This is a genomic window from Thalassotalea sp. Y01 (genome assembly GCF_012932945.1).
Taxonomy (GTDB): Bacteria; Pseudomonadota; Gammaproteobacteria; order Enterobacterales; family Alteromonadaceae; genus Thalassotalea_A.
In genome coordinates this window covers 120,959-143,481 of the sequence record NZ_JABBXG010000004.1, presented here as the reverse complement: position 1 = coordinate 143,481, position 22,523 = coordinate 120,959, and the positions used below count along the sequence as shown (strand labels likewise).

The following is a 22,523-nucleotide window of genomic DNA, read 5'->3' as shown; positions in this document are numbered from 1 at the left end:
GCATATGCGAAGTATAGCCTTACTTGAACATGAAAAACAAAACGTTATTGTTAACGTTACCTATAATAAGTTACCATTTGCATATAGGTTTTAGTGGTGTTTAGGGCGATATTCAGGTGAATGCAGACATCATATCGAGAAAGTTTCCAGGACTATCACCAAGCTCAAAATATTTTTTGCTGCTTTGGTTCGAGTGTTTTCAGCATGAAGTAAAATTAATAGGTATCAAAGAGATCAGTGATAGATTCTCTATGTCACCTAAATTAGTGACAAAAGCTCTGAGGGATATGTCATCCCAGGGACTGATGACTCGTACTAGAGTGGCTAGAATGAAAGGAGAGCCTAATTTCAAATATAAATTGAATGTAGAAACAGCTATCAGCAAAGTCAAAAGACGATTCGAATCTATCCAGAGACCATACTCTGAATCTTTATTAATCAAACAACAAATCATCGATTACATCCTTTGTGATTCAGAGCTTGGCTTAACTATTTCCCAAAAGCTACTTTTTGCAATTCTTTGGCTTCAGGCTAGTGATGCTGGTGTATTAGAAAATATAGGGACAAGTATCTTAGCTAAGAAGGTTGGATGTTCAAAAGACAGTGTCCGCAGACACCTTAAGAGTCTAGTTGACAAAGGGTTACTTAAACTTATTTCGCCAGGCTTTACGGCAGAAGCACTATTTGGATTAAAGGATTCTGTTTATTTATTAACTCCTCCGGAAATATCGCCTTATCTAATCCTAAATTTACCTCGCATTGAGAAAAAAAATAATGACATAGTCATATCAGCTTTTAAGATTCTTTCAGCCTTACAGCAAGACTATAGTGAGAGCAAAGAAATTTTAGACAAAATTGGCAATGACTTACATCGAGCTGATGTTCAGCGGTATTTTCTTTACTGGTTTTGGCGACATGCATTCTCGATTATTGAATCAGTTATCAATAAAGAAACGCTACCCTTAGCGCCCTACATCAAACAAAGGCTTTTTTACTTACCAGACAATAATAAAACTATGCTTGCTAAATCTTTATTTTCGTCAGTGTTACTAGAAAGTTATCAAACGAGCCATTCAGCTTTACAAGTATTTATACAAAAAATTCATAAGCTTGCGATTGAGCTCTTGTTGGAGGTTTATCCTGAAGTTTTTGAAATGTATAGCTGCGGTGGTTTACCTGTAGCACTGAAGGCATTAATGCCACAATATGGGATCTATAAAAATCCGTAGTGAAAGCATTTTTATAGAATAATATGCATTTTAAAACCTTTTGTATTGATTACGGTTGAGCGGCGGTGAGTACCACCGCTCTGACCAATGCTATCTACCCTTCGGTGGGTTATTTCCTCTTCCAGGCCCTGAAGGGTTGCCAGTTTTACTTGGCCAGTTTGGGGTTTGCGCCATTTTTGCAAATTTAACTAAGTTCATTTTAATCTCCTAAGTAATCATCATTGTTTGGATTATGAGCGTCTGCCCAATCATCCATATCAGCATCATTGTTTGGATTGTTAATATCAGACCAAAGATCTAGTTCATCTTTTGACATGTCATCAGTATTTGGCATGTTAAATTCCTCTTTAATTGGAATTAAAAATTCCGGATTAATAATTCAAATAGCTAAGCTATTTGCTGGCCTATTCAGGCCTATCGACTTAATCGACAATTGGAATACTAGAACTTAGCTCAACCGCAAAACATGAAACTAATTGTTCCCCCCTTATTAATTTATGGATTTGAAGGAGGGAACATGGTGTTTCATGGTAGAGTTGTTTCCCTACGGGAATAATTAGGGAAAGTTAAATAAACAAGGAAACATATGAGCGCAATTCCCTCGATCGAATCAATCCTTTTACAAGTTCATCAAAGTCTGGAATTACCAGCTTACACCAGCAAACAAAAGGCCTCATTTGCTCAGTTAAAAAGGCCTTTAAAAAAGCACTATGAACAGCTTAATGAAATTTTGGATGGCATTTTTCGGGCGTTAGAAATCCACAAAGATGAGCTAGCGTGTGCTGACTTAAGTAACCATATAGTTAATTTTGCATCCTTTCAAAAAGCTTTGGAACTAAAAACGTGGACTTTTAATGCAGAAGCAAAGCAGGTTATTTGGCACCTAGTAAGTCACTCTTACATTCCAGGCATTGCACGATTTATGGCTTTTTGGAATCTGGAAGATATTACAGATAAAGGAATGCCTGGAGGCTACTTCTGGTATTTACCAACAGAAACTGCAGATCCTGCTAGGGTAATGATGCCAGTTGAGCAAGTTTGCAATTGGTTGCTCGATTTACTCGGCATTCCTCTAGATAAAGTTAGAGATGTTAATCTAAGTGACAAAAACTCTGAAACCTTAATAAGAAATATCTATAACTGGAAAAATGGTAAAGTTCCGCGTTTTGAAACGATAAAAAGCAATTTTCCTGATACTGCAAACATCTCCTTTAAAGGCTGTTTATATATTGATAAATCATTGTCTGAAGAAAAGCAGCTTAGCCAAGTAATTGAATTTATGGAGCTTAAAGGTTTATCTCCTGCCGATTTAGTTCATGAGATTCCAATCAAAAAATCCGCAATTATAGAAAAAATTATTGAAGGTAATGCTGACTCAGAAAGTAGCCAGAAATTTATAAGTTTAATGTGTATTAGGTATGCACAACCAAGTTTTAAAACTATCCGGCAAAGGCTGCATATCGCAAAGGCTGTACAAGATGGATATAAAAGGCTATTGAAGTATTTATGCCCTGGCGTATCTCCAAGCTGCGAAGACTTAAATAAAAACAAGGTACTGCAACTTTGCCATATTTATAAGTACATCTATAACCTAACCATTGAAGCACACCGTTTAAATCACGGAGAGCTTGAAGAAAATGCATGGTTTGATAATAAGTTATCAGATATTGATAAAAATGGATTATTTATATCTGTAGCACCATCCAGATTTTCTTGCTCATCTTCGTTATTGGGGGGGCTATTCACAAAACGGTTTATGCGAATGAAGCCAGACACTCCTCTAGCAAACCTTTTCGACCCAAACCCAGAATCAAATTTAGACGTATTTAAGCAAAAACTGATAGAACAAAAACTATGGGCCGAAGAAACAATCGCAGAAGCTGAGTTAGAGAAACAGGTTCGTAAAGGTTCTCCTTGGAGATCTTTTAAAAAAGAAAATAATTATTGGATTATCACTCAATTTGCTCAAAGCAACTCTTATAGTGATCGTATTAAAGAAGCAGCGATTCAGCGACTCCATGATTTGTCGAAGAGTCCTATAGAAGAAGCGGGGGCAATATTGCTTGAGTGCAGCTACTTAATTGATTTGCCCAAAAATAAAAGGCCAGTGGATATTCAAAATAGGCTAGCATCATTGCTCGAGGATATCGAACAACATGCTGGATTTGATGCGTGGAAAGCACCACTTCTCTGTGCGAAGGCAAAGCACTTTATTTCCATCAATGAATTTAAATCCGGTGTTCAGCTTTTTAAACATGCATTGGAAGCATGTGAAAAAAGAAGTTACGGTCCATTAAAAGGGTTAATTGCGAGGGATACCTTGGCAACATTACTTCAAGTTGAAAAGCTTAACGAAAACAATCATGAACGATATTTACGAGAAATGATGGCTAACGATGCTTTTGAGGTAGCCTCGCCTTTTGTAAAGATCAGCCTTGAAGCTGTTGCAGATGATCTAGATACTCACTTTTGGACGGAGCTTTATAAGCCTTATAGAGGAACTCAAAAGCTTAAGCCTTCAAAAACATGTTAGTAATAGTGACGTTAAAAACAATTGTTCTATGCAAAGCAATGGACTCACACATGGTCAATGATATCGGAACTAAGTAATGATAAAGGATTAATGGATTTGAAAAACGAAGAATTTGTAGATGATGTTCTAAGAAAGGTTGGCCGAAATGTTGTCCTTTTTCAGCAACTAGAACAGTTGCTTAAGTATGTTGTTGCTAACGGGAACTTTGCTGGTTTTGCTAGTGAGATCAAAACGGTCAAGCAAGAGCAAGACAACAAAATAAATAAGCAAACCATGGGGACTTTAGTTGGGCAGTATGTTGAAAATTCAAACCCTTTGACAGAAGCTGCCTCACTTGAACCTGAACAACTTGATGAAGCATATTTTTCGTTTAGTTTTAGGGTCGAATGTGATGATGACTATTATCAAAGCCAGAAAGAGGCTCTTGCTCAATTGGTATCAGAGCGAAATGATCTCATTCATCATTTGTTACCAAGATTTGATATGAGCTCAGCCAAAAGTTGTGAAGCACTTAGTCAGGAACTTGATGAACAAGCTGAAAAAATTAGGTCACAAATAAAAAGTGTACAATCCATTGCGAAAGCCTTACATAAAGGACGAGAGGAACTAGGCGATTACTTGCAATCTGAAGAAGGCAAAAAGGAACTCGAGCTATCTTTTTTAAGACAAAGTCGCTTGGTTTTGATGCTTGGCGATATAGCCACCCAAATGAATCGTGAAGATGGCTGGGCTTTAATAAGTACTGCTGGCCATATAGTTAAACGTCATGCGCCAGAAGAGCTTGAACAAATGAAAGAAAGGCTTGGTTACAACTCATTGATGAAACTAATCCAAGCAACTGAGATATTTGACGTACATGAAGAGGCGACGCCAAAAGGTGGAGCTAGAGTTTTATACCGGCTAAAACCAGGGTGGGAAATCACATCTACCTAATATGAACTTCCAAGTTCCTAATTTCGCATATAACGGGGATTTGACTACTTCAAAGCACTAATTTGACCAGAGCCTTTGATACACAAGGCTTTGCAAGTAGACGAAAGAACAATTTGTCAATTTAACTCTTTTCAATGTACTAGATTAATGATTTAACAATCAATAAGATAATAATCAGTTTAATTGATTAAACAATTAGCAACCTGCTCATATTCAATCTACTTTAGTTAGTAAATATCATAATTAGGGTAGACTCTTACAGTCTACCTAAACAAGTTTTATTAATTCTAAATGTGTTAGTAATTGTCATTACATTCCAATTACTAATCTGTTTTTACCCTCAACCCCCTTTCCCCCTTCTCCCATTCGGAATTGAGTGGTTTCATACTATAGATAAAATGAAGTAAAAAAAATTTAGGAGGAGTATTACCTCCTAAATAATGATTATATTTCCAGCTCAACAAAGTCACGATCAATAACGTCTTGAGTAATGCCTATATAACGCAATGTAATGCCTTCAGAGCTATGTCTAAGCATTTTCATCACTCGTGCTATATCTTTGGTTTTATTGTGCATAATTCGCTTTCAAAATGCTTCAATCGCTTCTGATTCTATTGCTTATAATTTTCAAATAACCAATCGACTTTATAAAAATAGAATTTCGAATCAACAACAGAGCTAAATGAAATTGGCTTCTGATAAACGATGGGCAATACCTCACTAATGCCTCTGTCACCGTATTCAATAGTATTTTCAATTTTGTCATCTCTTATTAGGCGGATACCTGCGGATGAAAAATAGAATGAACTATCACCAACAGTCCATTGAAAAAACTCAGTTATTGACGGTTCGCCGGAATAGAATTTATTTTTAAATTCGTCTAGATACTCTGGCGTATCAGCCTCTAACGCTTTAATTTCTTCTTCGAGCTTAGGCCTTATTTTACTTAGTATTGTTGTATTATCATTTATCTTAGAAGTCGCTCTTTCCTTTGCATTGGATAGCAGTAATATAGGTTTGAAGATTTTGGAATTGAGTTAGCTTTTCACTAATCCAGCCTATTGGCGTAGAATGTGCCTATGTCCCTAATTTTTAGTAGGAATTCTGTATTTAATGGATTCGTTGGCACCAAGTATCTTTGGTCGTATTTTTTCTTCTCTGTCGCCGGTTGCGCTCGATGATACTGGTTTGCTCATACCCGAAGGTGATTCATCTAAGTTGATAAAATGGAGCGAACTAACTGCGCCGATCACCTTTGAGTTTGGATTGTTAGGCCAAGCCATCGCCTTTTCAACATCCAGTAGAAGCTACAAGTTTTCCATGATGGCTTACAGCAGCGAGTACTTTTTACATTCGCGGTGCCAGGACTATTGGATAAAAGGAAATCTCCCACAGCTTGATTCTCTGCTTGGTAAAATAGATAAAGCAGTAAACCTTCGCTTTTTGCGTCAATCGACGGTAGGCACTATCAAAAACCTAGTCTTACAAGAGCATCGTCGTTGGTTACCGTGGCTAACGGATAGCAAATCATTTTCAACCATATCGCGACAAATTCAACTTTTGGAAAAGTACGTAGCTTGGAACGATGAGTTGACCAAGCATTTTCAAGAGAAGTATGTTCAGACTCAGCTACAGCGCCATCAGTTATTTTTCGACAATGTAGAAGCGAACCCGTTAACTGAAAGACAGCGAAGGGCGTGCGTCATTGATGATGACAATAATTTATTGTTGGCTGGCGCTGGAACAGGAAAAACCAGTGTCATGGTGGGTCGGGCTGGTTTTTTGGTTGAAAGTAACCAGGCCGAGTACAAGGATATCCTTTTACTTGCCTATGGTCGCAAAGCTGCTGATGAAATGGATGAAAGAATCCAGGATAAGCTGGCAACCGATAAGATCAAGGCTGCCACCTTTCACAGCGTAGGCCTGCAAATCATTTCTCAGGTTGAACGTGCAAAACCCAGCCTTTCAAATTTTGCCGAAGATGAGAAAGCTAAAGCAAAGTGGGTACAAGACTGCTTTGAGTCACTGATCGACAACCACCCTGAATATCGAAGCCTAGTTTTCAGTTATTTCAGCAAGTATTACTACGTAGAAAAAAATGATTTCGATTTCGAGACCTTAGGCGATTACTACCAATACCTAGAAGACAATGATATTCGTAGTTTGAAAGGTGACAAGGTTAAAAGTTTTGGTGAGTTGTATATTGCCAACTGGCTTTTCTACCACGGTATTGATTACGAGTACGAGGCGGCTTTTCAGTTCGATGTAAAAACGATTGAGCGTAGACAATATCAGCCTGATTTTTATTTACCGGAATACGATCTCTACATTGAGTACTACGGCATAGATGAAGAGGGTAATACTGCGCCGTATATCAACAAGGATGAATACCATAACGCAATGACATGGAAGGCAGAAACCCATGAACGATTCGGCACTAAATGCATACCGCTCACCTATGCTCAACATAAAAGAGGGCATTTACTACAATGCTTGCAGAAAGCTCTAACTGAACACGAAATTAGCTATGAGCTGTTACCTGTTGAGTCTATTCTGGCAAGCCTTAAAGAAACCGGCAGGATCACAGTATTGGCCGAATTGTTTGGGCAGTTGCTAGGATTGTATAAAGGAGCCAACTTAACTGACAGTGATGAGAGGGGCGTTATCGAAAGATCTGCCGATGCCAAGCAGACGGAGAAAGCTTTAGAACTGCTTAAACCAATCCTATCGCAGTACAACCAGCATTTACGCGATCGTGAAGAGATCGATTTCGAAGATATGATTGTGAAAGCAATCGATTACGTTGAGTCAGGTCGTTTCGTATCCCCTTGGAAATACATTATGGTTGATGAATTCCAGGATATCTCTGAGCCTAGAGCCCGGTTAGTGAAAGCACTCCGAAATTCCCATCGAGGTTGCTCAGTGTTTGCGGTCGGAGATGACTGGCAGGCGATTTATCGTTTTAGCGGTGCTGATATCCGGCTGACTACTCAGTTCGAGCAATACTTTGGCTTTACCACTCAGACCGCACTTAATTTAACTTTCCGCTTTAATAATAAGATAGGCCAGGTAGCCTCTGAGTTTATAGGGCAAAACCCCGATCAGATAGACAAGGAAATATCATCACTGAGGCAGGAATCAACGCCTGCAATATCCCTTTTAAGAAGGGGAAGTGGTGCAACCGGCAATTACTATCAAAGCCCGCTGATGGAACTATCGAATGGCGCGATTGATGATGTGTTGCAATCGATATCAACTAGGGTGACAAAATCAGTCACTGTATACCTGCTGGCGCGTTTTTGGTTTCAGCTACCTAACAAAGCTGATGTGAAGGCTTTGTGTGCAAAGTATCCCTTGCTGAAGATAGATACTCAGTCTTTTCATGCGTCAAAAGGGAAAGAGGCAGACTATGTTATTGTCTTAGGTATGCAAAAGGGAAAACACGGTTTCCCCTGTGAGAAAGCAACCCCGCCGATACTAGATGCAATGTTGCCGCAAAAAGAGGCTTTTGCTCATGCTGAGGAAAGACGCCTTTTCTACGTAGCTCTCACGCGAGCGAAGCACAGAGCTTATATTATTGCTGATATGGCCAATGCTAGCTGTTTTGTGAATGAACTCATTGCAGACCACGAAATTGAGACTGACGAGTTTATCAGTGAATGCGATCAAATTTTTGTGCAGGATATAAATTGCATGCGTTGTGACACCGGCACTCTAAAAAAGAGAGACGGTCGTTTTGGGGCATTCTACTCATGTTCTATGTTTCCCCGTTGTGGGCATGTTGAGAAGCCTTGTAGCCAATGCGAGAGCCCTATGACACGAACCCGTTACACTGGGTTTAAGCTATGTATTAACAATGGCTGTAACCATATAGTACCTGTTTGTGAAAAATGCGGGGCTGAAATGGCCCTGAGGAATGGCCCTAAAGGTGAGTTTTGGGGGTGCAGAAACTACAAAGGGAACGAGGAGTTCAGCTGTCGAAATGGTAAAGATAAATCTAGTATTCAATGGCCGGAATTGGTGAATTAAATGCGGTTATTGTATTCAACAAGCAAAGCGCTCGATAAATGGCTTAAAGCGGATCTCCCAAGTCTGGAAGGGCCACAGAAAGGACGCAATCCGATTTTCTCGGATGAGTGTACCCTAAGTTGGCAGTTGCATATCGTTGACAACCGTTACCGGTCATTTGAAAAAACGATCATTGCCACAGAGGCATTCAGCCGATTCACTTGTTTCTTACCTGTGCTAATGCCAAACAGCGATGCAGTCTTTCTCTTGAGCAAACTTGATAGTTTGCCGTTTGAAATCCAGTGGCGTAAAAACACCGACCTCAGTATAAATGGCCATATTACCGATGCAGCTCTGTGGGTTACAGATACACTCAGAGATAGAGGCCTTGATGTTTTGCCTTATGAACTGTCGGAAGAGCTGTCTATGTACTTAAACAGTCAGGTAAAGCGCAGTAACCAACGCCGAGAAACATTTGTGCCTCTTGAGCGATTTCTTGCTTACTGCCAGAAAGCTGTACAGCATTGATTATTTGCGGTGATCGTTTGTGTACTCGCTAGGTCAGACCCAACTCGACTTTTTATTGTGAAACGCCGTTTCGGATAGCTTGGTAGACGGTTAACCCTACAAGCCTTTAAAATCAAGGGGTTCGAGTTTGGGCGACAATTCTATAAAACGTCAACAAGGCTTTAGTTATATGGGATTGGAAAGTGAGACTGATTCAGCATTCGTTGATTAGAAATAGGGCTTTGCATTTGTTATCAGAGTAGCTTGCTCGTTGCTAAACCACTGTAAAGCTAGCCTTCAAATTTTTTACCCATAGCTATGGCTGTTCATTACCGGCGGCTCAGTGTCTGATTGTTAATATATAAAATCAATACATCTTAAAATTACTTAACGATTACTTCTCTTGATACTTAATCAATAGGAGCCAATCATGACAAGGCATTCAACCAATAGAAACTTAACAATTCATCATGAACCTAAGTTCAATGACTGGGATGTGTTAACCAATTATCAGTTAAGCCAAGAATATCTCAGTAAAATACAAAGCGTATTAAATAAGTCATTGCAGCAGCACCCTAGAACCTTTTTGGTTCGATTCGATTTGCACTTACCTAAGATTTTGGCTTGCCCAGATTTTCCTTCTGACTTTAATACTGAGGCAATCACTCGGTTTATTGAGTCGCTAAAATCCCAGCTGCGGGCGCAACAAGAAAGAAGTCTTCGGGCTGGTAAGCGAGTCCACCCCAACACACTCCGCTATATTTGGGCTAAAGAGCAGCACGACTCTGCTGTACCTCATTACCATGTCGCTTTATTGTTTAATAATGATGCCTACTACACATTACCGGAAGCCAGTGAACGTTACTCTATATTTTGGATCTGCTCACGCATCTGCTCAATCAATACTTTTAACTCAACTGCAGCAGCAGTGATGTCGGTATTAATAGATTTTGAACCTAGGGTGTTTGCTTCGCGGTTAAACTCTTGCATCATAAAGTCTAAGCGTCGGCCTTGAGCGCCGCCTTTTTTGAGGATCTTATTGGTCTCTTTTACGTGACTGAATAGGCGGTCGATTTCTTCATCAACGTCCATTTTTTGCGCCAGTAATACCAACTCTTGTTCTAGTCGGCCTGAGTCTGGTTCGATGTTGGCGTCATTGAATTTTTCGATGATGCGTTCACGTTGCCATTTCACAATGTCTGGCATTTGTGCCTTTACTTGCTCTGCTTGTGTGACGATGCCTTCAAGGCGTTCAACAATCAATGCTGCCATGTTTTTACCTTCGCTGGCGCGAGCGGCTTTAAAGTCACCTAATGCTTTATCAAAGCCGGCTAATAGTTCTGCTGAAATTGTGTCCATATCGGCTTCTTCTGCTTCCATAACGCCAGGCCAGCGCATAATTTCAACTGGGTTTAGTGTTGAGTTGTTGGCTTTGTCATTTATCCATTGGGCGCTGGCAATCAGTTGTTCGGCCAGTTTTTCATTAATTGACAAATTGCTTTTTGCTGCCGGGTTGGCGTTAAAGCGTAAGCTACATTCGACCTTGCCGCGGTTTAGTTGCTTGCGAAAGCGTTCACGTAGAACCGGCTCTAACCCACGAAACTGTTCTGGTAGGCGAAAGTAGGTTTCAAGGAAGCGTTGATTTACCGAGCGGATTTCCCAAATGGCGTTACCCCAGTCACTTTTTACTTCGTGACGAGCGAACGCAGTCATGCTGTGGATCATAAAATTACCCTTGTATTGTTGTTTAAATTTTAAAGGGCAATCGGCACACTTTCTCTTTCTCTATATCTGTGCCAATTGCTAACTCAAATTATGCTACAAGGGTTGGCATTGAGCAAACTTGTGTTGGCTCAATTGCTTAGGGAATAGCCAATCGGGACAATTTCTTGCGAAAAACAGACGAAATTGTCGGTGATTGTACTTATGATTGCGGTCGGCTAGCCGCTCAATTGCTGCTTTATGTGCTCGGCAACCCGAAATGCGTTGGCGTAAATGGTGTAGGTATACGGTACGCTACCACCGGTTGGCATAAACGAGCCATCGGTGACATACAGGTTACTGACATCATGCGCTTTGCAGTTCTTATCTAACACCGAGGTTTTTGGGTCATCACCAAAGCGACAGCCACCAGCTTGCAGATTCGGCGGTGGGTAACTACTTACTGATGAGCTAATATTGGTCGCGCCCATGGCTTCGAGTAGGGCTTCAGCTTTGGCACTTATGTACTCGCCTACTTTAATGTCGTGTGGGTGGGCGCCTATGCGTATTTTGGCGACAGGATCACCCCATTTATCGGTGGCCTCGCTGTCTAACTCAACAAAGCAGTTGTCGGTGGGTAGCCAGTCATTAAATACTTCAAAGCGTAATGTTTTGCCAAAGTTAAAGGCATCTTGCAGATTACTTTTTAACGGTTCGCCCCACACCAATTGATCGTCATCGTCCCATTTGGTTGAGCCGGCTTTGGAAATAGGGTTTTGATGAAACAAGAAATCAATGGTGCCACCTTTAGCGGCTTTGCCAAAGGCTTTATCGTCTATTTTGTACCAGTCTTGCAAGGCGCGGTTAATAAACGGGCCAACCACGCGCAATTGGTTTTCTTTGTCTTTATCTATGTCTTTAAAGATAAAATCACCACGGCCAGTGCCTCCGGCGGAGAAGATCATATTTTTACCGACTTGTTGTTGGTTATTGGCTAAACCATTCGGGTGTTTTGGCCCCGTAGAAGCCAACAACAAACGCGAGGTTTCGATGGCCTGACAAGCAATCACGTAGGTTTTACCGGTGACTTTGTGTTTGCGATTGTGTTTGTCATAAAACCACACGCCAGTGACATCACCATTATCATCTGATTCCAGTTTGAACACTTTGCTGTGTGGTTTTATGGTGCAATTACCGCTTGCTACTGCATGGTTTAGTAAAGCTGCACGGCCGCTACCTTTGGCACCGGAAGAACAACCATAGTTTGAGCAGTAACCGGAATATTCGCAGCTACGTCTGCCCATCGCTGGGCGCGATAATACCGCACGCGGCACAGGAAAACTGTGGTAACCGATTTGTTTCGCGGCGTCGTCAATCCAAGCGGATATTGGGTGTTCGGCCGTTGGTGGAAATGGGTAATCCGATTTGTGCGGCTCTAAATGAGGGTGTTCAACCACTTTGCCAGAAACACCAACAACGTTATCGACCATGTCATAAAATGGTTCCATGTCATCGTAGCTGATTGGCCAATCAACAATGTTGGCACCGTCTATGCCGCCAAATTCAGACTTTAAGCGAAAATCCATAGGTTTTAAACGATGAAAATAACCACTCATTAGGTTAGATGAACCACCCACCATATTGCCGTTCCAAAAATCCCACCCAGACTCGCTGGTCGCTTCACCCTGCCAGTAGCTGTTGCCGTCGTTATCTTCGTATTCTTCTTCGATAACGTGTTGCTCGTCTTCAAGCTTTGGTGAATAAGTGGTTCGGCGGCAACAGGCAAGCTCGTCTTTATAAAAGTCTTCTTCGGTTAGCCATGGGCCTTTTTCTAACACCAAGACTTTTTTACCAGCTTTCGCCAGGGTGTAAGCTACAGGCGATGCCCCTGCACCGCTGCCAACGATTACTGCATCAAATTCTGTTTTCATTAGCGCGCCTTATTATCTTTATCTTGTTGTGGTTCTTGCTTCACATCGATATTGCCATAGGCGGTGAGCTCGTAATAACGTTTACCCTTTTCGGGCATCGGAAAACCCGCTTTATGTTGCAGCCATTGCCAGCCAATACCATCTGGATTGCCGCCGTAACTGCTCGGCGCCAACATGGCTTCAAAGACATAACTTATCAAGGTGCTCAGCCAGTTTTCACCGGCGCGAGATTTGCTAATCGCCCGCAGCGCTTTTTCTTTATCGTCGTGGGTTAGTTTGCTAAATGGCTGTTGGTAATGTTTTTGTGTGTAACCATTGAGCCAACCAATGCCATTGCGTACAAACTGCTTTTCTTCTTCGTCAATGGGTTGCTCTTCAAGCAGATTAACCAGATAGTTGATGGCCTGAAACTCTTTGGCGCCAGGGCCAGTATCTGAGCTTGGCAGTAAATGTTGCATCGTTATATCTAAGGTTAGCCATGGATCTTGGCTGGTGTCGACTTTGCCGGCATTGTTAGCAAAGGCTAAGCTAACCGGTGCCATCGATATCGCGCTGCTCATTGCCGCAGACTTTAAAAACTGCCGGCGGGAAATGCGGGTCAGTATGGCTTTTGGGGGGTGATACTCTTTATCAAAAAAAGAATTCATAGCACTACCTTAATTATTCGCCCTAGTCATTTGCTTCAACTATTTAGTTAAATTAGTTACGTGAGTTGTTAACCTTGGTCGCCTTGACGCTGGGTGAGTTTGTCTATTTCAAACTTACGTAAATTGGTTTTGTTATTTTCTGCGTTGAAGGTGTCGATAAATTCAAGCCAGGCTTCACGTGAATAGGCAACACCAGAGTTGTCGAGAAATTCTGCCGTATCTTTTGATAATATGACCTTGCCTTGTCCTGTGGACACGTACATATGCGGGTAACCAAGAACCTTGGGAAAGCCGGCCATAAAATCGGCGTTCTCATTTACGTCACTGACATTAATCTTAAGTAAGACAAATGTGTCATGCAGTTGCTTATAAATATCGGGGTTCGCCGCCAAAAAGGCATCAATTTTGTGGCACCAGGTACACCAGTCACCACCAATTTCTATCAATACATTACGCTCAGACTCATTAGCGAGTTTAATCGCGTCTTTGGCATCTTGAAATGGATCACGTTTAGGATCATATACTTTCGAGTATAAAGGCAGCGCATTTTCAATGCTGGCATTGGCCACCGCTTTGGTATTGGTGCTGTCACTGACATTGTCAGCTAGGCCGATTAACGGCCAGCTAAATAGACTTACCAATACCGCTAAAATTATGTTTTTACAGCTTTTCATCATATTTTTTGGTCTACACTTTCTCTACACTATTAATGTGACCTCTTTAGTATTAACTAAATTTCAACAACTTGCACCTGGTGCCATAATTGGCTAAGCAGTCGACACTTTCTCTATTAAACTCAGTGGATAAGCTTTATAATGCGCGCCAGTAAAAATTTAAATGTAGGATAGACTATGCGACCAAGTGGCAGAAGTGCAGGGCAAATTCGCCCAGTAACCATTACCCGTCAATTTACCGCTCATGCGGAAGGCTCAATTCTAATCGAGTTTGGCGATACCAAAGTAATCTGTACAGCAACCGTAGAAGAAGGTGTACCAAGATTTTTGAAGGGCCAGGGCAAAGGTTGGATCACCGCTGAATACGGCATGTTGCCGCGTTCTACGCACACCCGCATGCGCCGTGAAGCCGCTGCTGGTAAGCAAAGTGGTCGTACATTAGAAATCTCTCGCTTAATTGCTCGTTCATTGCGTGCCGCCGTTGACTTAGCGGCACTTGGTGAAAATACCGTAACCGTAGATTGCGACGTTATCCAAGCCGATGGTGGTACACGTACCGCTTCTATCACTGGTGCTTGCGTGGCATTAGTTGATGCGCTTGATTACATGCGCGCCAAAGGTTTGTTAAAAACCAACCCACTTAAGCACATGATCGCTGCTGTATCGGTTGGTATATACAAAGGCACGGCGGTTGCTGATTTGGATTACCCAGAAGACAGCGCCGCTGAAACCGACATGAACGTGGTTATGACCGACACCGGTAAGCTTATCGAAGTACAAGGCACGGCGGAAGAAGAGCCGTTTAGCTTTGATGAAATGAACGATATGATGCAGCTAGCAAAAGCGGGCATTAATGAACTATTTGATGCGCAAAAAGCAGCGCTAAACTAAACGCATTTATTGGAACAACAATGAAAGATTATCAACGCGAATTTATTGAATTTGCTCTTGAGAAACAAGTACTACGATTTGGCGAATTTACCTTAAAGTCAGGTCGTACTAGCCCATATTTTTTCAATGCTGGCTTATTTAACACAGGTCGTGATTTGGCTCGTTTAGGCCGCTTCTATGCCGCTGCGCTAGTTGATTCAGGTATTGATTACGACTTACTGTTTGGCCCAGCGTACAAAGGTATTCCAATTGCGACAACCACCGCGGTTGCCTTGGCTGATCATCATGATGCCGACGTACCTTATTGCTTTAACCGCAAAGAAGCGAAAACCCATGGTGAAGGAGGCAACTTAGTTGGCTCTGCACTAGAAGGTAAAGTCATGTTGGTCGATGATGTGATCACCGCAGGTACTGCAATTCGTGAATCAATGGAAATCATCAAAGCCAATGGCGCCGAACTTTCTGGTGTTCTTATCGCTCTTGATCGTCAAGAAAAAGGTCAAGGTGAGCTGTCGGCTATTCAAGAAGTCGAGCGCGATTTTGGCACCAAGGTTATTTCTATTGTTAGCCTAAATGATGTGATCAGCTACTTAACTGAAAACGGTGATATGGCTGAGCATCTTGATGCGGTTAAAGCCTATCGCGCCGAATACGGCATCGAATAACCGCCGTTATCGAACAAAAAAAAGCCGCTCATTAGAGCGGCTTTTTTGTTTGTATTAAAGCAAGTCTTATTTTACTTCAACGAAGTCACTTGGCTTCCAGCTTTCAGCAAACCAAGCTTCGGTTGGTCCATAGACTCTAAAGATAACATTAAAGCCTTTACCTTCTGTGGTTTGTACCCAGTTACCTTCAGCACCTTTAGGCGCTTCTGGAACAAAGTGAATGGTGGTTGAACCATCGGCATTTTTCTTCACGCCTTTGTTCAGACCATCAATACCTGCCGCCGCTTGATCGGTTTCCAGCATTGAACGTGTTTGATTGTCATAAATCATAAATGACCAGAACTTGGTAACCGGTGCATTGGCTGGCAAGGTAACCGTGTAATGCTTCGAGCCATCCAATAATTTATTGTCGATATCACGAGTTGCTAAACGGTAGTCTGAACCGGCACCAACGGTTTTGGTTACCATATCTGGGGTGATGCCCGTTGCCATAAAATGAAACATGGCTCTGTCATCGGCATTAACCACACCGTGCTCGTTATCAATGAACTTGTGGCCGTTAATCAGTGGTGTAAACCATTTGCGGTCATCATAAGTCGTTACCGATGCATCCGGGTGGAAGTAATAACTACGAGCTTCTGCAGTCGCAATCTTAGAGGCTTCTTTTAAGATGCCTTGCATACGCGCATCTGGCTTGAATTCTTTACCTTTCTCAATGCCAAGACGTTTGGCAATTGATAACCACTCCGCATCAAATATAGCCGCTGGCTCGTATTGAATCAGGTTATTGACCTCGTTATAGAAGGTTTCGTCCATGGCATGAACCGTGTTGTACTTCACATCGGTAAAGTTAACAAAGTTGGTTCGATCTTGTTTGCCATAGGGGTATAGCTTCATAGTTTGTTTTAGCTTGGCGATATCGGCTTTCATGGTATCTGGCTTGGTAATGATGCGAAATAGCAACCAATGACGATAACCGTCGGTTTTCACATGGATATAGCCTTCTGGTAGTTCACCCTTGTATGAGCTGTGATAGAAGAAGTATTTACCACCTTTACCTTTATCTTCTGGGTGAGTTACACCAACACGTGAAACAAATTTGAAGGCGGCATTGTCAACTAAGCCAAGAATAGGCGTGCCCACTTCAAGAACGACTGGGCCATGTTTAACGTCCAATTCACCGGTTACATATGGGGTGGTGGTATTGGCTGTTAACCAAATACTTTTCGCATTTAATAAGCCTTCGGAAATGCCGATGGTTTGGTTTGGCTTCATGCCAATGCTTTGATGGCCGGCTAATAAGCCCTGAATCGAGGCGACTGGGATGCCTGACAAGAACACTCGTACGGCATCGGCGGTATCAACAAAATCACGGGCTTTATGGTGGGTATTTAAGCTTGGAGCACCGTCGGTATAAGACAAGTCGCCAAGATATTTTGACTCAACTTGATTGGCGGTAATGATCGATTTTGGCACCTCGGCCTGATAGGTTGCAGTACCTGCAAGGGCAATACTGCTTGCGGCAATCATTGCGGTAGTTAGCATGGCTTTTGATATTGTAAATCTCATCTCATTTACTCCAAAGGTTTTATAAACGAATTAATGTGTTGATGGATTGTAGTTTAGTTGTTTAATTACTATTCTTAAAATGAATAAAATTTATACAAGTGCATAACTATTTGGAATAGTGGTGATTACAGAACAGCAACTGCATCGAATTGATTTAAATTTGCTGGTGGCCTTGAGTGTATTGTTGAGGGAACGCAATATCAGCCGCGCGGCACAAACGTTATTTGTCAGTCAACCGGCGATGAGTAAAACCCTGGCGCGTTTGCGCGATACCTTTAACGACGATATTTTGTATCGCACTTCACAAGGCATGATGCCAACTGAGCGAGCGAAACAGATTGGCCGACAGTTACCAGTATTTTTACAGCAAGCCTTATCGATTGTTGGTGAAGAAGAATTTTCGCCGAGCACCATAGAGCAAGTATTTACCTTGTCTATTCCGCCATTGATTGGGCAAGGCTGTTTACTGGGGCTGTTTACCCAAGTCGCGCAGCTTGCACCTAGCGTGGTCATTGAAGAACACCCACCGGTCAGTGACCCATCGGTCGCGTTGGAAACCGGTGAGATAGATTTTGCCATACACCCTAACGCCAATTTTAACGAGGATTTTGAGGTAAGTTTAATCGGTAGTGCTGACTTATCGATTTACGCTAGTAAGCGCCATCCCTTAGCCTCTAAGCAAGCCACCCTTGGCCAATGTTTAGGTTATGGATTCGTTAACTTGATGGTTGATAAAAGCGCTCGAACGTCGTTCGTTCACCCCGTTGATAACCTGTTAAATTCATTAAATGTAAAGCGCTCCATTATTTTCTCTAGCGGCCAACTGTCGTCAGTCATGGAGGTGTTAAATAGCAGTAATGCCTTGTTTATTGGTCCTAGGTCTCTTATCGCCAGTCACAGTTTGAAAGACCACATTGCGCCTGTATATCATTTTAATTTAACCGATGAACAAAAAATGAAGTTTTACCTTATCCGCCATAAACGCAATGAGCAAAGCAAAGTACATAACTGGTTTAAAACCTTATTGAATGACAGTTTGCAAGGGTTGTAGGTTAAGCGCTTTTCAGTAAACGCCGATTATAGCGAGGGATCAGTTTACCTAAACCTATCGATAAGATGGTGAATAGGCTTATGCCAAGAAAATTGGCGGCAAGATCATAAAAGCTAAAGGTACGGGTGCTGATAAAAATCTGACTAAACTCTTCTATTGTTGATAGGGATAATACCAGCAAGGCACCGTATTGAAGTACAGATGTTTTCGCGAGATGACGAAACCTGAAGGCGAAATTGGCAAACATGGCAAGGCTGCCAAATAACATAAAGTGGCCGACTTTATCGCCAAAAGGAATACCGCGCTTAAATTCAAAAAACAGGTTGTCCTGACCGGTATTGGCCATAAACAATAAACTACAGATAAAAACCAGCATCAGAGCGGCGATAAGTCTCATACGAAAAACCATTAGGAATTTGAGGCTTTATTCTACAAACCTGACATTTTTATGTTGTGTGAGTTTGTTAACACTATGTTTATTTAGGTTTGCAGAGGTGTTAGCGCATTTTTTATTTAGTCTTTCATACTAGCGACTAGTTCAACGGCTTCCAAGATATTTTTTGCATTGATTTTTTCGGCGCAACAGATGTTGCAAACTACGGCATGGTTGGCGACCAATTCGATGACATTGTCTAAGCTCGCTTGTCCTAAAACTTGCTCGCTATCTAGGTTATTTTGTAAATCGGGCAGGCTAAATATTTGGCCTGTGCTGTCGACAAGCACATCGGACTCGGTGAACAAATACAATAGCATTTCTTCATCATTGCGCCACGCATCACGGTTTTCAATGAATATCAGTTCATCTTCACCATCATGCTTTATAAGTGCTGGCCAGTGGATCATTAGCTTGGTTGTTCGCTGTCTTTGTCATCGCTTGTGCCCTTCATTAATGAGGGCGGTAATTCCTTGATGTATAAATCTTGTTTCGAATAAGGAATTTCAATGTTGTTTTCAGCAAATTTGTTATAAATAGCGTTATTGATTTGGTGCAATATCCGGCCACGATTGGCCGGTAGGTCTATCCAACCCATTAATTCAAAATCAAGGCTCGATGCACCAAAATTACGAAAACGAATAATCGGTGCTGGATAACGGCATAACTCGTTTTCTTCTTGTGCGACTTCCATCAACACCTTTTGCACCAAATCGATATCACTGTCGTAAGAACAGCCAATCTTGGCTCGAATACGAGACTTGGTGCTTGGGCCAGCTGATTCATTAATGATTTTGGTGTTACCCATAACCGAGTTCGGTACAGTAATCTCAATATGATCACGGGTAAGAATACGGGTACTACGCAAACCTATATTGGTGACTTCGCCACGCTCGCCTGTTTCAAGGACGATATAATCTTTAATCTTGTATGGCGCATCAGCCATGATAAACACCCCTGAAAACAGGTTTGCTAAGGTGTCTTTTGCGGCAAAACCCACGGCGATACCAACAATACCCGCCGAGGCCAACCAAGCCGACATATCGATTTTCCACGTCGATAATATGTAGTATATCGATAGGACAATGATAATGATCAACGCAAGGTTTTCGAACAGTGGCAAAGTTTGCATATGCAAGACTTTGAAATGCTTCTCATTTTCTGCTGTGCGACGCAGTATGATGCGGGTAATTCTAATAAAGAACATGGTCCACAGCACTAACAAGAATGTATACAAAACTGGGAATATGTAGCCGCCAACATGTTCAGGCAACTGAATTATCTTAGATGCGACGGAGATGCCGAATACAACAACAGAATAAAATAAGGGTTGATGCAGCAGCTCAATTAATTGGTCATCGAACTTGCCGTCGGTGCGCTCCGTCATGCGTCTTACCCAAGATATAACGACTTTGTCTAATATCCAGGCGAAGAGAAACGAGGCAAGAACAACTATCCCGGCTTGTAGGAATAAATTATCGCCGATAAAGCCAAGGTAATGCCTTAGTTGTTGCATGAGGTTTTCCATAGCCAACCCTTTGTGTTTCTTATGGTTTTAATCTTTTGATATCAAACGCTTATTTTGCGCTTTTTTGCGTCGCAAATTCAAACAGGTATCGTTGTATAAGTGCTTGAAAAATAATGGAGCGACTTTAAGGCTAGTATCTACTTTTTCATTTTTTGATAAACGTATTATCTGCTGATAATAAAAGCTTACTTGGCCGACGCTGTTCATTGATTTAATTAACGCCAACGGACTGTTATTGCCCCAAAAGCCATCACCTATTTTTAAACTCGTTTCAAAATCATCAACACTGTCAATGCTTTGCTCTATTAATTTAGCAGATACCGCGGGCATGGTACATAGTGGTCTCGCTAAGCCGACCATATCAATTTCACCACTGGCAACCGCTTGTTCCATCACCTCACGAGAGCGAAAGCCACCGGTGATCATTAATGGCACCTTAGCATTGGCTTTAATCGCTTGTGCATACTCAAGGAAATACGCTTCACGGCGGCGGGTACTTTCTCTAACTTCAGTCGCTTCAACACCCATTAATGACAACTGCTCGTAGGTGCCGCCCGAGATCTCAAGTAAATCGATACCGTCTTCGGCTAACCAACCGGCAACTTGCACACAATCGTCTAGTGAAAAACCACCTTTTTGAAAGTCTGCTGAGTTAAGCTTAACCGCGACCGGAAACTCAGGACCAACTGCAGCACGCACGGCACGGACAACATGGCGGGCGAATCGAGCACGATTTTCTAAACTGCCGCCCCATTGATCTTGGCGACGATTGGTTTTTGGTGATAAAAATTGGCTGATCAAGTATCCGTGCGCACAATGTACTTGCACACCAGTAAAGCCTGCTTCTTTCGCTAATGCGGCGGTATTGGCATAGCGTTGGATAATATCTTCGATTTCTAGTTGCGTTAGCGCCCGTGGCTTAGAAAATGAACCAAGCATTTTTAAATGCACATCTGATGGCGACAACGGCTCGGCATTGACCAAAGACGGACATTGACGTCCAGGGTGAGAAATCTGCATCCATAAGTGGTTACCACCTTCGGTACCCGCCGCAGCCCAAGCTTTAAACTTGTCGATGGCCGAGTCATTTTCAAGAACCACATTGCCGGCGCGCTCTAAGTAGCGTCGGTCGATCATCACGTTACCGGTAATGTGTACACCAGTGCCGCCTAATGACCAGGTACGATACAAGGTATTGTGCTGTTCTGTTGGTCGGTCGTGGGCGTCGGCAAGACCTTCGGTCATGGCGCTTTTGCCAAGTCGATTGTTAATAACGGCGCCACATGGCAGCGTTAATGATTGTGCTAAAGGTGACATTAACTGTGTTTCCTAAAATATTTAACTTGTGCCGCTTTGTTAATTAATTGTTATTAAATGCGGCGAAATTCGGTGAAAAGACGTAATTAGTTAGCGATTATACCTTGAATCCAATCTCTTAACACCCGATAAAACTCGTCTTTATGGGAAATAAAAGGCGCATGCGAGGCTCGATGAAACATAAAGCTGTCCGATTGCGGTACCAACTCATCCATACGCTCGATAACCGCTTTGGGCACCAGCGAGTCTAAGCGACCATACAAGCGCAATAAAGGTACCTGTAAATCACCAACTTGTCGCCGTAAATCGACGTTTTCTAGCAATGACAGTGAAGCGTCTAATATGTCGATATTCGCTTTCGGCCGAGAGTCGATAAGACTCTTTATCTCTTTTATGTCTTGGCGCACATGTTCAGAGCCCATAGCCTGAATTTTTAAAAAGTTGGCAATGGTTTTATCGCTATTGACCGCCAATTGTTGATGAAAAGACTTGAGCAATTCTGGTTTTATGCCTGGCCAATTGTCTTGCTCAACAAAATACGGGCTTGAGGTAACCGTCACCACCGCTTTTACCAAGTCACTGTGTTGCAGCGCCAATTCGGTTGCCACCAGACCACCTAATGACCAGCCAACGATGATGCTCGGTTGATCGATGCAATCGGCAACCATGTGGGTAATCGATGCAATGTCATAGCTTGCTGGGATGTTTTCATGGTTGTCACCAAAGCCCGGTAAGTCGATTAACGTCACCCGGTGTTCATTCTCTAACATTTCTGCCAGAGGACTGAATATCGCGCTGTTAAGTCCCCAACCGTGAATAAAAACCACAGGTGTGCCATCACCCTGACTTTGATATCGCATTGCGTTGTTCATTTTGTTCTAAGCTAATAACTGTAGTTGATGGCGC

19 protein-coding genes and 1 pseudogene are annotated in these 22,523 nt (G+C 42.1%); 8 read left to right on the top strand and 12 right to left on the bottom strand.

The window, feature by feature from the left end; all coding sequences use genetic code 11:
• Nucleotides 1–116 precede the first annotated feature (116 nt).
• Nucleotides 117–1,229, top strand: coding sequence for a helix-turn-helix domain-containing protein (locus HII16_RS07185; protein WP_169128783.1), 1,113 nt, complete (start codon nt 117–119; stop codon nt 1,227–1,229).
• 199 nt (nt 1,230–1,428) lie between these two features.
• On the opposite strand, the gene HII16_RS17040 is transcribed toward HII16_RS07185, so the two are convergent.
• Nucleotides 1,429–1,563 (bottom strand): hypothetical protein, encoded by a 135-nt coding sequence (locus HII16_RS17040; RefSeq protein ID WP_282434731.1) that lies wholly within the window; start codon nt 1,561–1,563, stop codon nt 1,429–1,431.
• A gap of 252 nt (nt 1,564–1,815) precedes the next feature.
• Here HII16_RS17040 and HII16_RS07180 point away from each other — a divergent pair, with 252 nt between their 5' ends.
• Together HII16_RS07180 and HII16_RS07175 are read left to right on the top strand one after the other, a co-directional pair.
• Nucleotides 1,816–3,762, top strand: coding sequence for a hypothetical protein (locus HII16_RS07180; protein WP_169128782.1), 1,947 nt, complete (start codon nt 1,816–1,818; stop codon nt 3,760–3,762).
• Between the two features lie 96 nt (nt 3,763–3,858).
• Nucleotides 3,859–4,695, top strand: a complete 837-nt coding sequence (locus HII16_RS07175) for a hypothetical protein (RefSeq protein ID WP_169128781.1) — start codon at nt 3,859–3,861, stop codon at nt 4,693–4,695.
• Nucleotides 4,696–5,139: 444 nt separating this feature from the next.
• Here HII16_RS07175 and HII16_RS07170 read toward each other — a convergent pair.
• Nucleotides 5,140–5,271 (bottom strand): annotated as a pseudogene (locus HII16_RS07170) (site-specific integrase); the annotation flags it as partial.
• Nucleotides 5,272–5,808: 537 nt separating this feature from the next.
• On the opposite strand from HII16_RS07170, the gene HII16_RS07165 reads away from it, so the two are divergent.
• Together HII16_RS07165 and HII16_RS07160 are read left to right on the top strand one after the other, a co-directional pair.
• On the top strand, nt 5,809–8,724 hold the full coding sequence (locus tag HII16_RS07165; protein ID WP_169128780.1) for a UvrD-helicase domain-containing protein: 2,916 nt from the start codon (nt 5,809–5,811) through the stop codon (nt 8,722–8,724).
• A complete protein-coding gene (locus HII16_RS07160) occupies nt 8,725–9,231 on the top strand; it encodes an amino acid adenylation (RefSeq protein WP_169128779.1) in 507 nt (168 codons plus the stop codon). It begins immediately after the preceding gene.
• Nucleotides 9,232–10,071: 840 nt separating this feature from the next.
• Here the strand turns inward: HII16_RS07160 and HII16_RS07155 are convergent.
• The 4 genes from HII16_RS07155 to HII16_RS07140 form a co-directional block, all read right to left on the bottom strand.
• Complete coding sequence (locus HII16_RS07155; protein WP_169128778.1) at nt 10,072–10,935, bottom strand: YicC/YloC family endoribonuclease; 864 nt, start codon at nt 10,933–10,935, stop codon at nt 10,072–10,074.
• A gap of 215 nt (nt 10,936–11,150) precedes the next feature.
• A complete protein-coding gene (locus tag HII16_RS07150; RefSeq protein ID WP_169128777.1) occupies nt 11,151–12,842 on the bottom strand; it encodes a GMC family oxidoreductase in 1,692 nt (563 codons plus the stop codon).
• On the bottom strand, nt 12,842–13,489 hold the full coding sequence (locus HII16_RS07145) for a gluconate 2-dehydrogenase subunit 3 family protein (RefSeq protein WP_169128776.1): 648 nt from the start codon (nt 13,487–13,489) through the stop codon (nt 12,842–12,844). The genes HII16_RS07150 and HII16_RS07145 overlap by 1 nt, the downstream gene beginning before the upstream one ends.
• 68 nt (nt 13,490–13,557) lie before the next feature.
• Nucleotides 13,558–14,166 carry a thioredoxin family protein gene (locus HII16_RS07140; RefSeq protein WP_248289538.1) on the bottom strand — a complete coding sequence of 203 codons (609 nt, stop codon included), beginning with the start codon at nt 14,164–14,166 and terminating at the stop codon, nt 13,558–13,560.
• Nucleotides 14,167–14,340: 174 nt separating this feature from the next.
• On the opposite strand from HII16_RS07140, the gene rph reads away from it, so the two are divergent.
• A complete protein-coding gene (gene rph, locus HII16_RS07135) occupies nt 14,341–15,054 on the top strand; it encodes a ribonuclease PH (protein ID WP_135438373.1) in 714 nt (237 codons plus the stop codon).
• 20 nt (nt 15,055–15,074) lie between these two features.
• Nucleotides 15,075–15,719, top strand: coding sequence for an orotate phosphoribosyltransferase (gene pyrE, locus HII16_RS07130; protein WP_169128774.1), 645 nt, complete (start codon nt 15,075–15,077; stop codon nt 15,717–15,719).
• Nucleotides 15,720–15,785: 66 nt separating this feature from the next.
• On the opposite strand, the gene HII16_RS07125 is transcribed toward pyrE, so the two are convergent.
• On the bottom strand, nt 15,786–17,288 hold the full coding sequence (locus HII16_RS07125; RefSeq protein WP_211183441.1) for a DUF1214 domain-containing protein: 1,503 nt from the start codon (nt 17,286–17,288) through the stop codon (nt 15,786–15,788).
• A gap of 121 nt (nt 17,289–17,409) precedes the next feature.
• Between HII16_RS07125 and HII16_RS07120 the strand changes: the two genes are divergently transcribed.
• Entirely contained in the window at nt 17,410–18,339 is a 930-nt protein-coding gene (locus tag HII16_RS07120; protein WP_169128773.1) for a LysR substrate-binding domain-containing protein, read from the top strand.
• A gap of 1 nt (nt 18,340) precedes the next feature.
• On the opposite strand, the gene HII16_RS07115 is transcribed toward HII16_RS07120, so the two are convergent.
• From HII16_RS07115 to bioH, 5 genes are all read right to left on the bottom strand, one after another.
• Complete coding sequence (locus tag HII16_RS07115; protein WP_211183440.1) at nt 18,341–18,736, bottom strand: VanZ family protein; 396 nt, start codon at nt 18,734–18,736, stop codon at nt 18,341–18,343.
• A 116-nt stretch (nt 18,737–18,852) separates the two neighbouring features.
• Nucleotides 18,853–19,182 carry a DUF4144 family protein gene (locus tag HII16_RS07110; RefSeq protein WP_169128771.1) on the bottom strand — a complete coding sequence of 110 codons (330 nt, stop codon included), beginning with the start codon at nt 19,180–19,182 and terminating at the stop codon, nt 18,853–18,855.
• Nucleotides 19,182–20,288, bottom strand: coding sequence for a mechanosensitive ion channel family protein (locus HII16_RS07105; protein ID WP_248289537.1), 1,107 nt, complete (start codon nt 20,286–20,288; stop codon nt 19,182–19,184). Before HII16_RS07105 ends, HII16_RS07110 begins: the two co-directional genes overlap by 1 nt.
• Before the next feature lie 39 nt (nt 20,289–20,327).
• Nucleotides 20,328–21,617 (bottom strand): NADH:flavin oxidoreductase/NADH oxidase family protein, encoded by a 1,290-nt coding sequence (locus HII16_RS07100; protein WP_169128769.1) that lies wholly within the window; start codon nt 21,615–21,617, stop codon nt 20,328–20,330.
• 86 nt (nt 21,618–21,703) lie between these two features.
• Nucleotides 21,704–22,489 (bottom strand): pimeloyl-ACP methyl ester esterase BioH, encoded by a 786-nt coding sequence (bioH, locus tag HII16_RS07095; protein ID WP_169128768.1) that lies wholly within the window; start codon nt 22,487–22,489, stop codon nt 21,704–21,706.
• Nucleotides 22,490–22,523 lie beyond the last annotated feature (34 nt).

Coding starts and splice junctions, on each gene's coding strand:
- HII16_RS07165 (WP_169128780.1), top strand. CDS start 5,809: ATGGATTCGTTGGCACCAAGTATCTTTGGTCGTATTTTTTCTTCTCTG.
- HII16_RS07140 (WP_248289538.1), bottom strand. CDS start 14,166: ATGATGAAAAGCTGTAAAAACATAATTTTAGCGGTATTGGTAAGTCTA.
- HII16_RS07180 (WP_169128782.1), top strand. CDS start 1,816: ATGAGCGCAATTCCCTCGATCGAATCAATCCTTTTACAAGTTCATCAA.
- pyrE (WP_169128774.1), top strand. CDS start 15,075: ATGAAAGATTATCAACGCGAATTTATTGAATTTGCTCTTGAGAAACAA.
- HII16_RS07105 (WP_248289537.1), bottom strand. CDS start 20,288: ATGCAACAACTAAGGCATTACCTTGGCTTTATCGGCGATAATTTATTC.
- HII16_RS07110 (WP_169128771.1), bottom strand. CDS start 19,182: ATGATCCACTGGCCAGCACTTATAAAGCATGATGGTGAAGATGAACTG.
- HII16_RS07115 (WP_211183440.1), bottom strand. CDS start 18,736: ATGAGACTTATCGCCGCTCTGATGCTGGTTTTTATCTGTAGTTTATTG.
- HII16_RS07125 (WP_211183441.1), bottom strand. CDS start 17,288: ATGAGATTTACAATATCAAAAGCCATGCTAACTACCGCAATGATTGCC.
- HII16_RS07155 (WP_169128778.1), bottom strand. CDS start 10,935: ATGATCCACAGCATGACTGCGTTCGCTCGTCACGAAGTAAAAAGTGAC.
- bioH (WP_169128768.1), bottom strand. CDS start 22,489: ATGAACAACGCAATGCGATATCAAAGTCAGGGTGATGGCACACCTGTG.
- rph (WP_135438373.1), top strand. CDS start 14,341: ATGCGACCAAGTGGCAGAAGTGCAGGGCAAATTCGCCCAGTAACCATT.
- HII16_RS07145 (WP_169128776.1), bottom strand. CDS start 13,489: ATGAATTCTTTTTTTGATAAAGAGTATCACCCCCCAAAAGCCATACTG.
- HII16_RS07160 (WP_169128779.1), top strand. CDS start 8,725: ATGCGGTTATTGTATTCAACAAGCAAAGCGCTCGATAAATGGCTTAAA.
- HII16_RS07150 (WP_169128777.1), bottom strand. CDS start 12,842: ATGAAAACAGAATTTGATGCAGTAATCGTTGGCAGCGGTGCAGGGGCA.
- HII16_RS07100 (WP_169128769.1), bottom strand. CDS start 21,617: ATGTCACCTTTAGCACAATCATTAACGCTGCCATGTGGCGCCGTTATT.
- HII16_RS17040 (WP_282434731.1), bottom strand. CDS start 1,563: ATGCCAAATACTGATGACATGTCAAAAGATGAACTAGATCTTTGGTCT.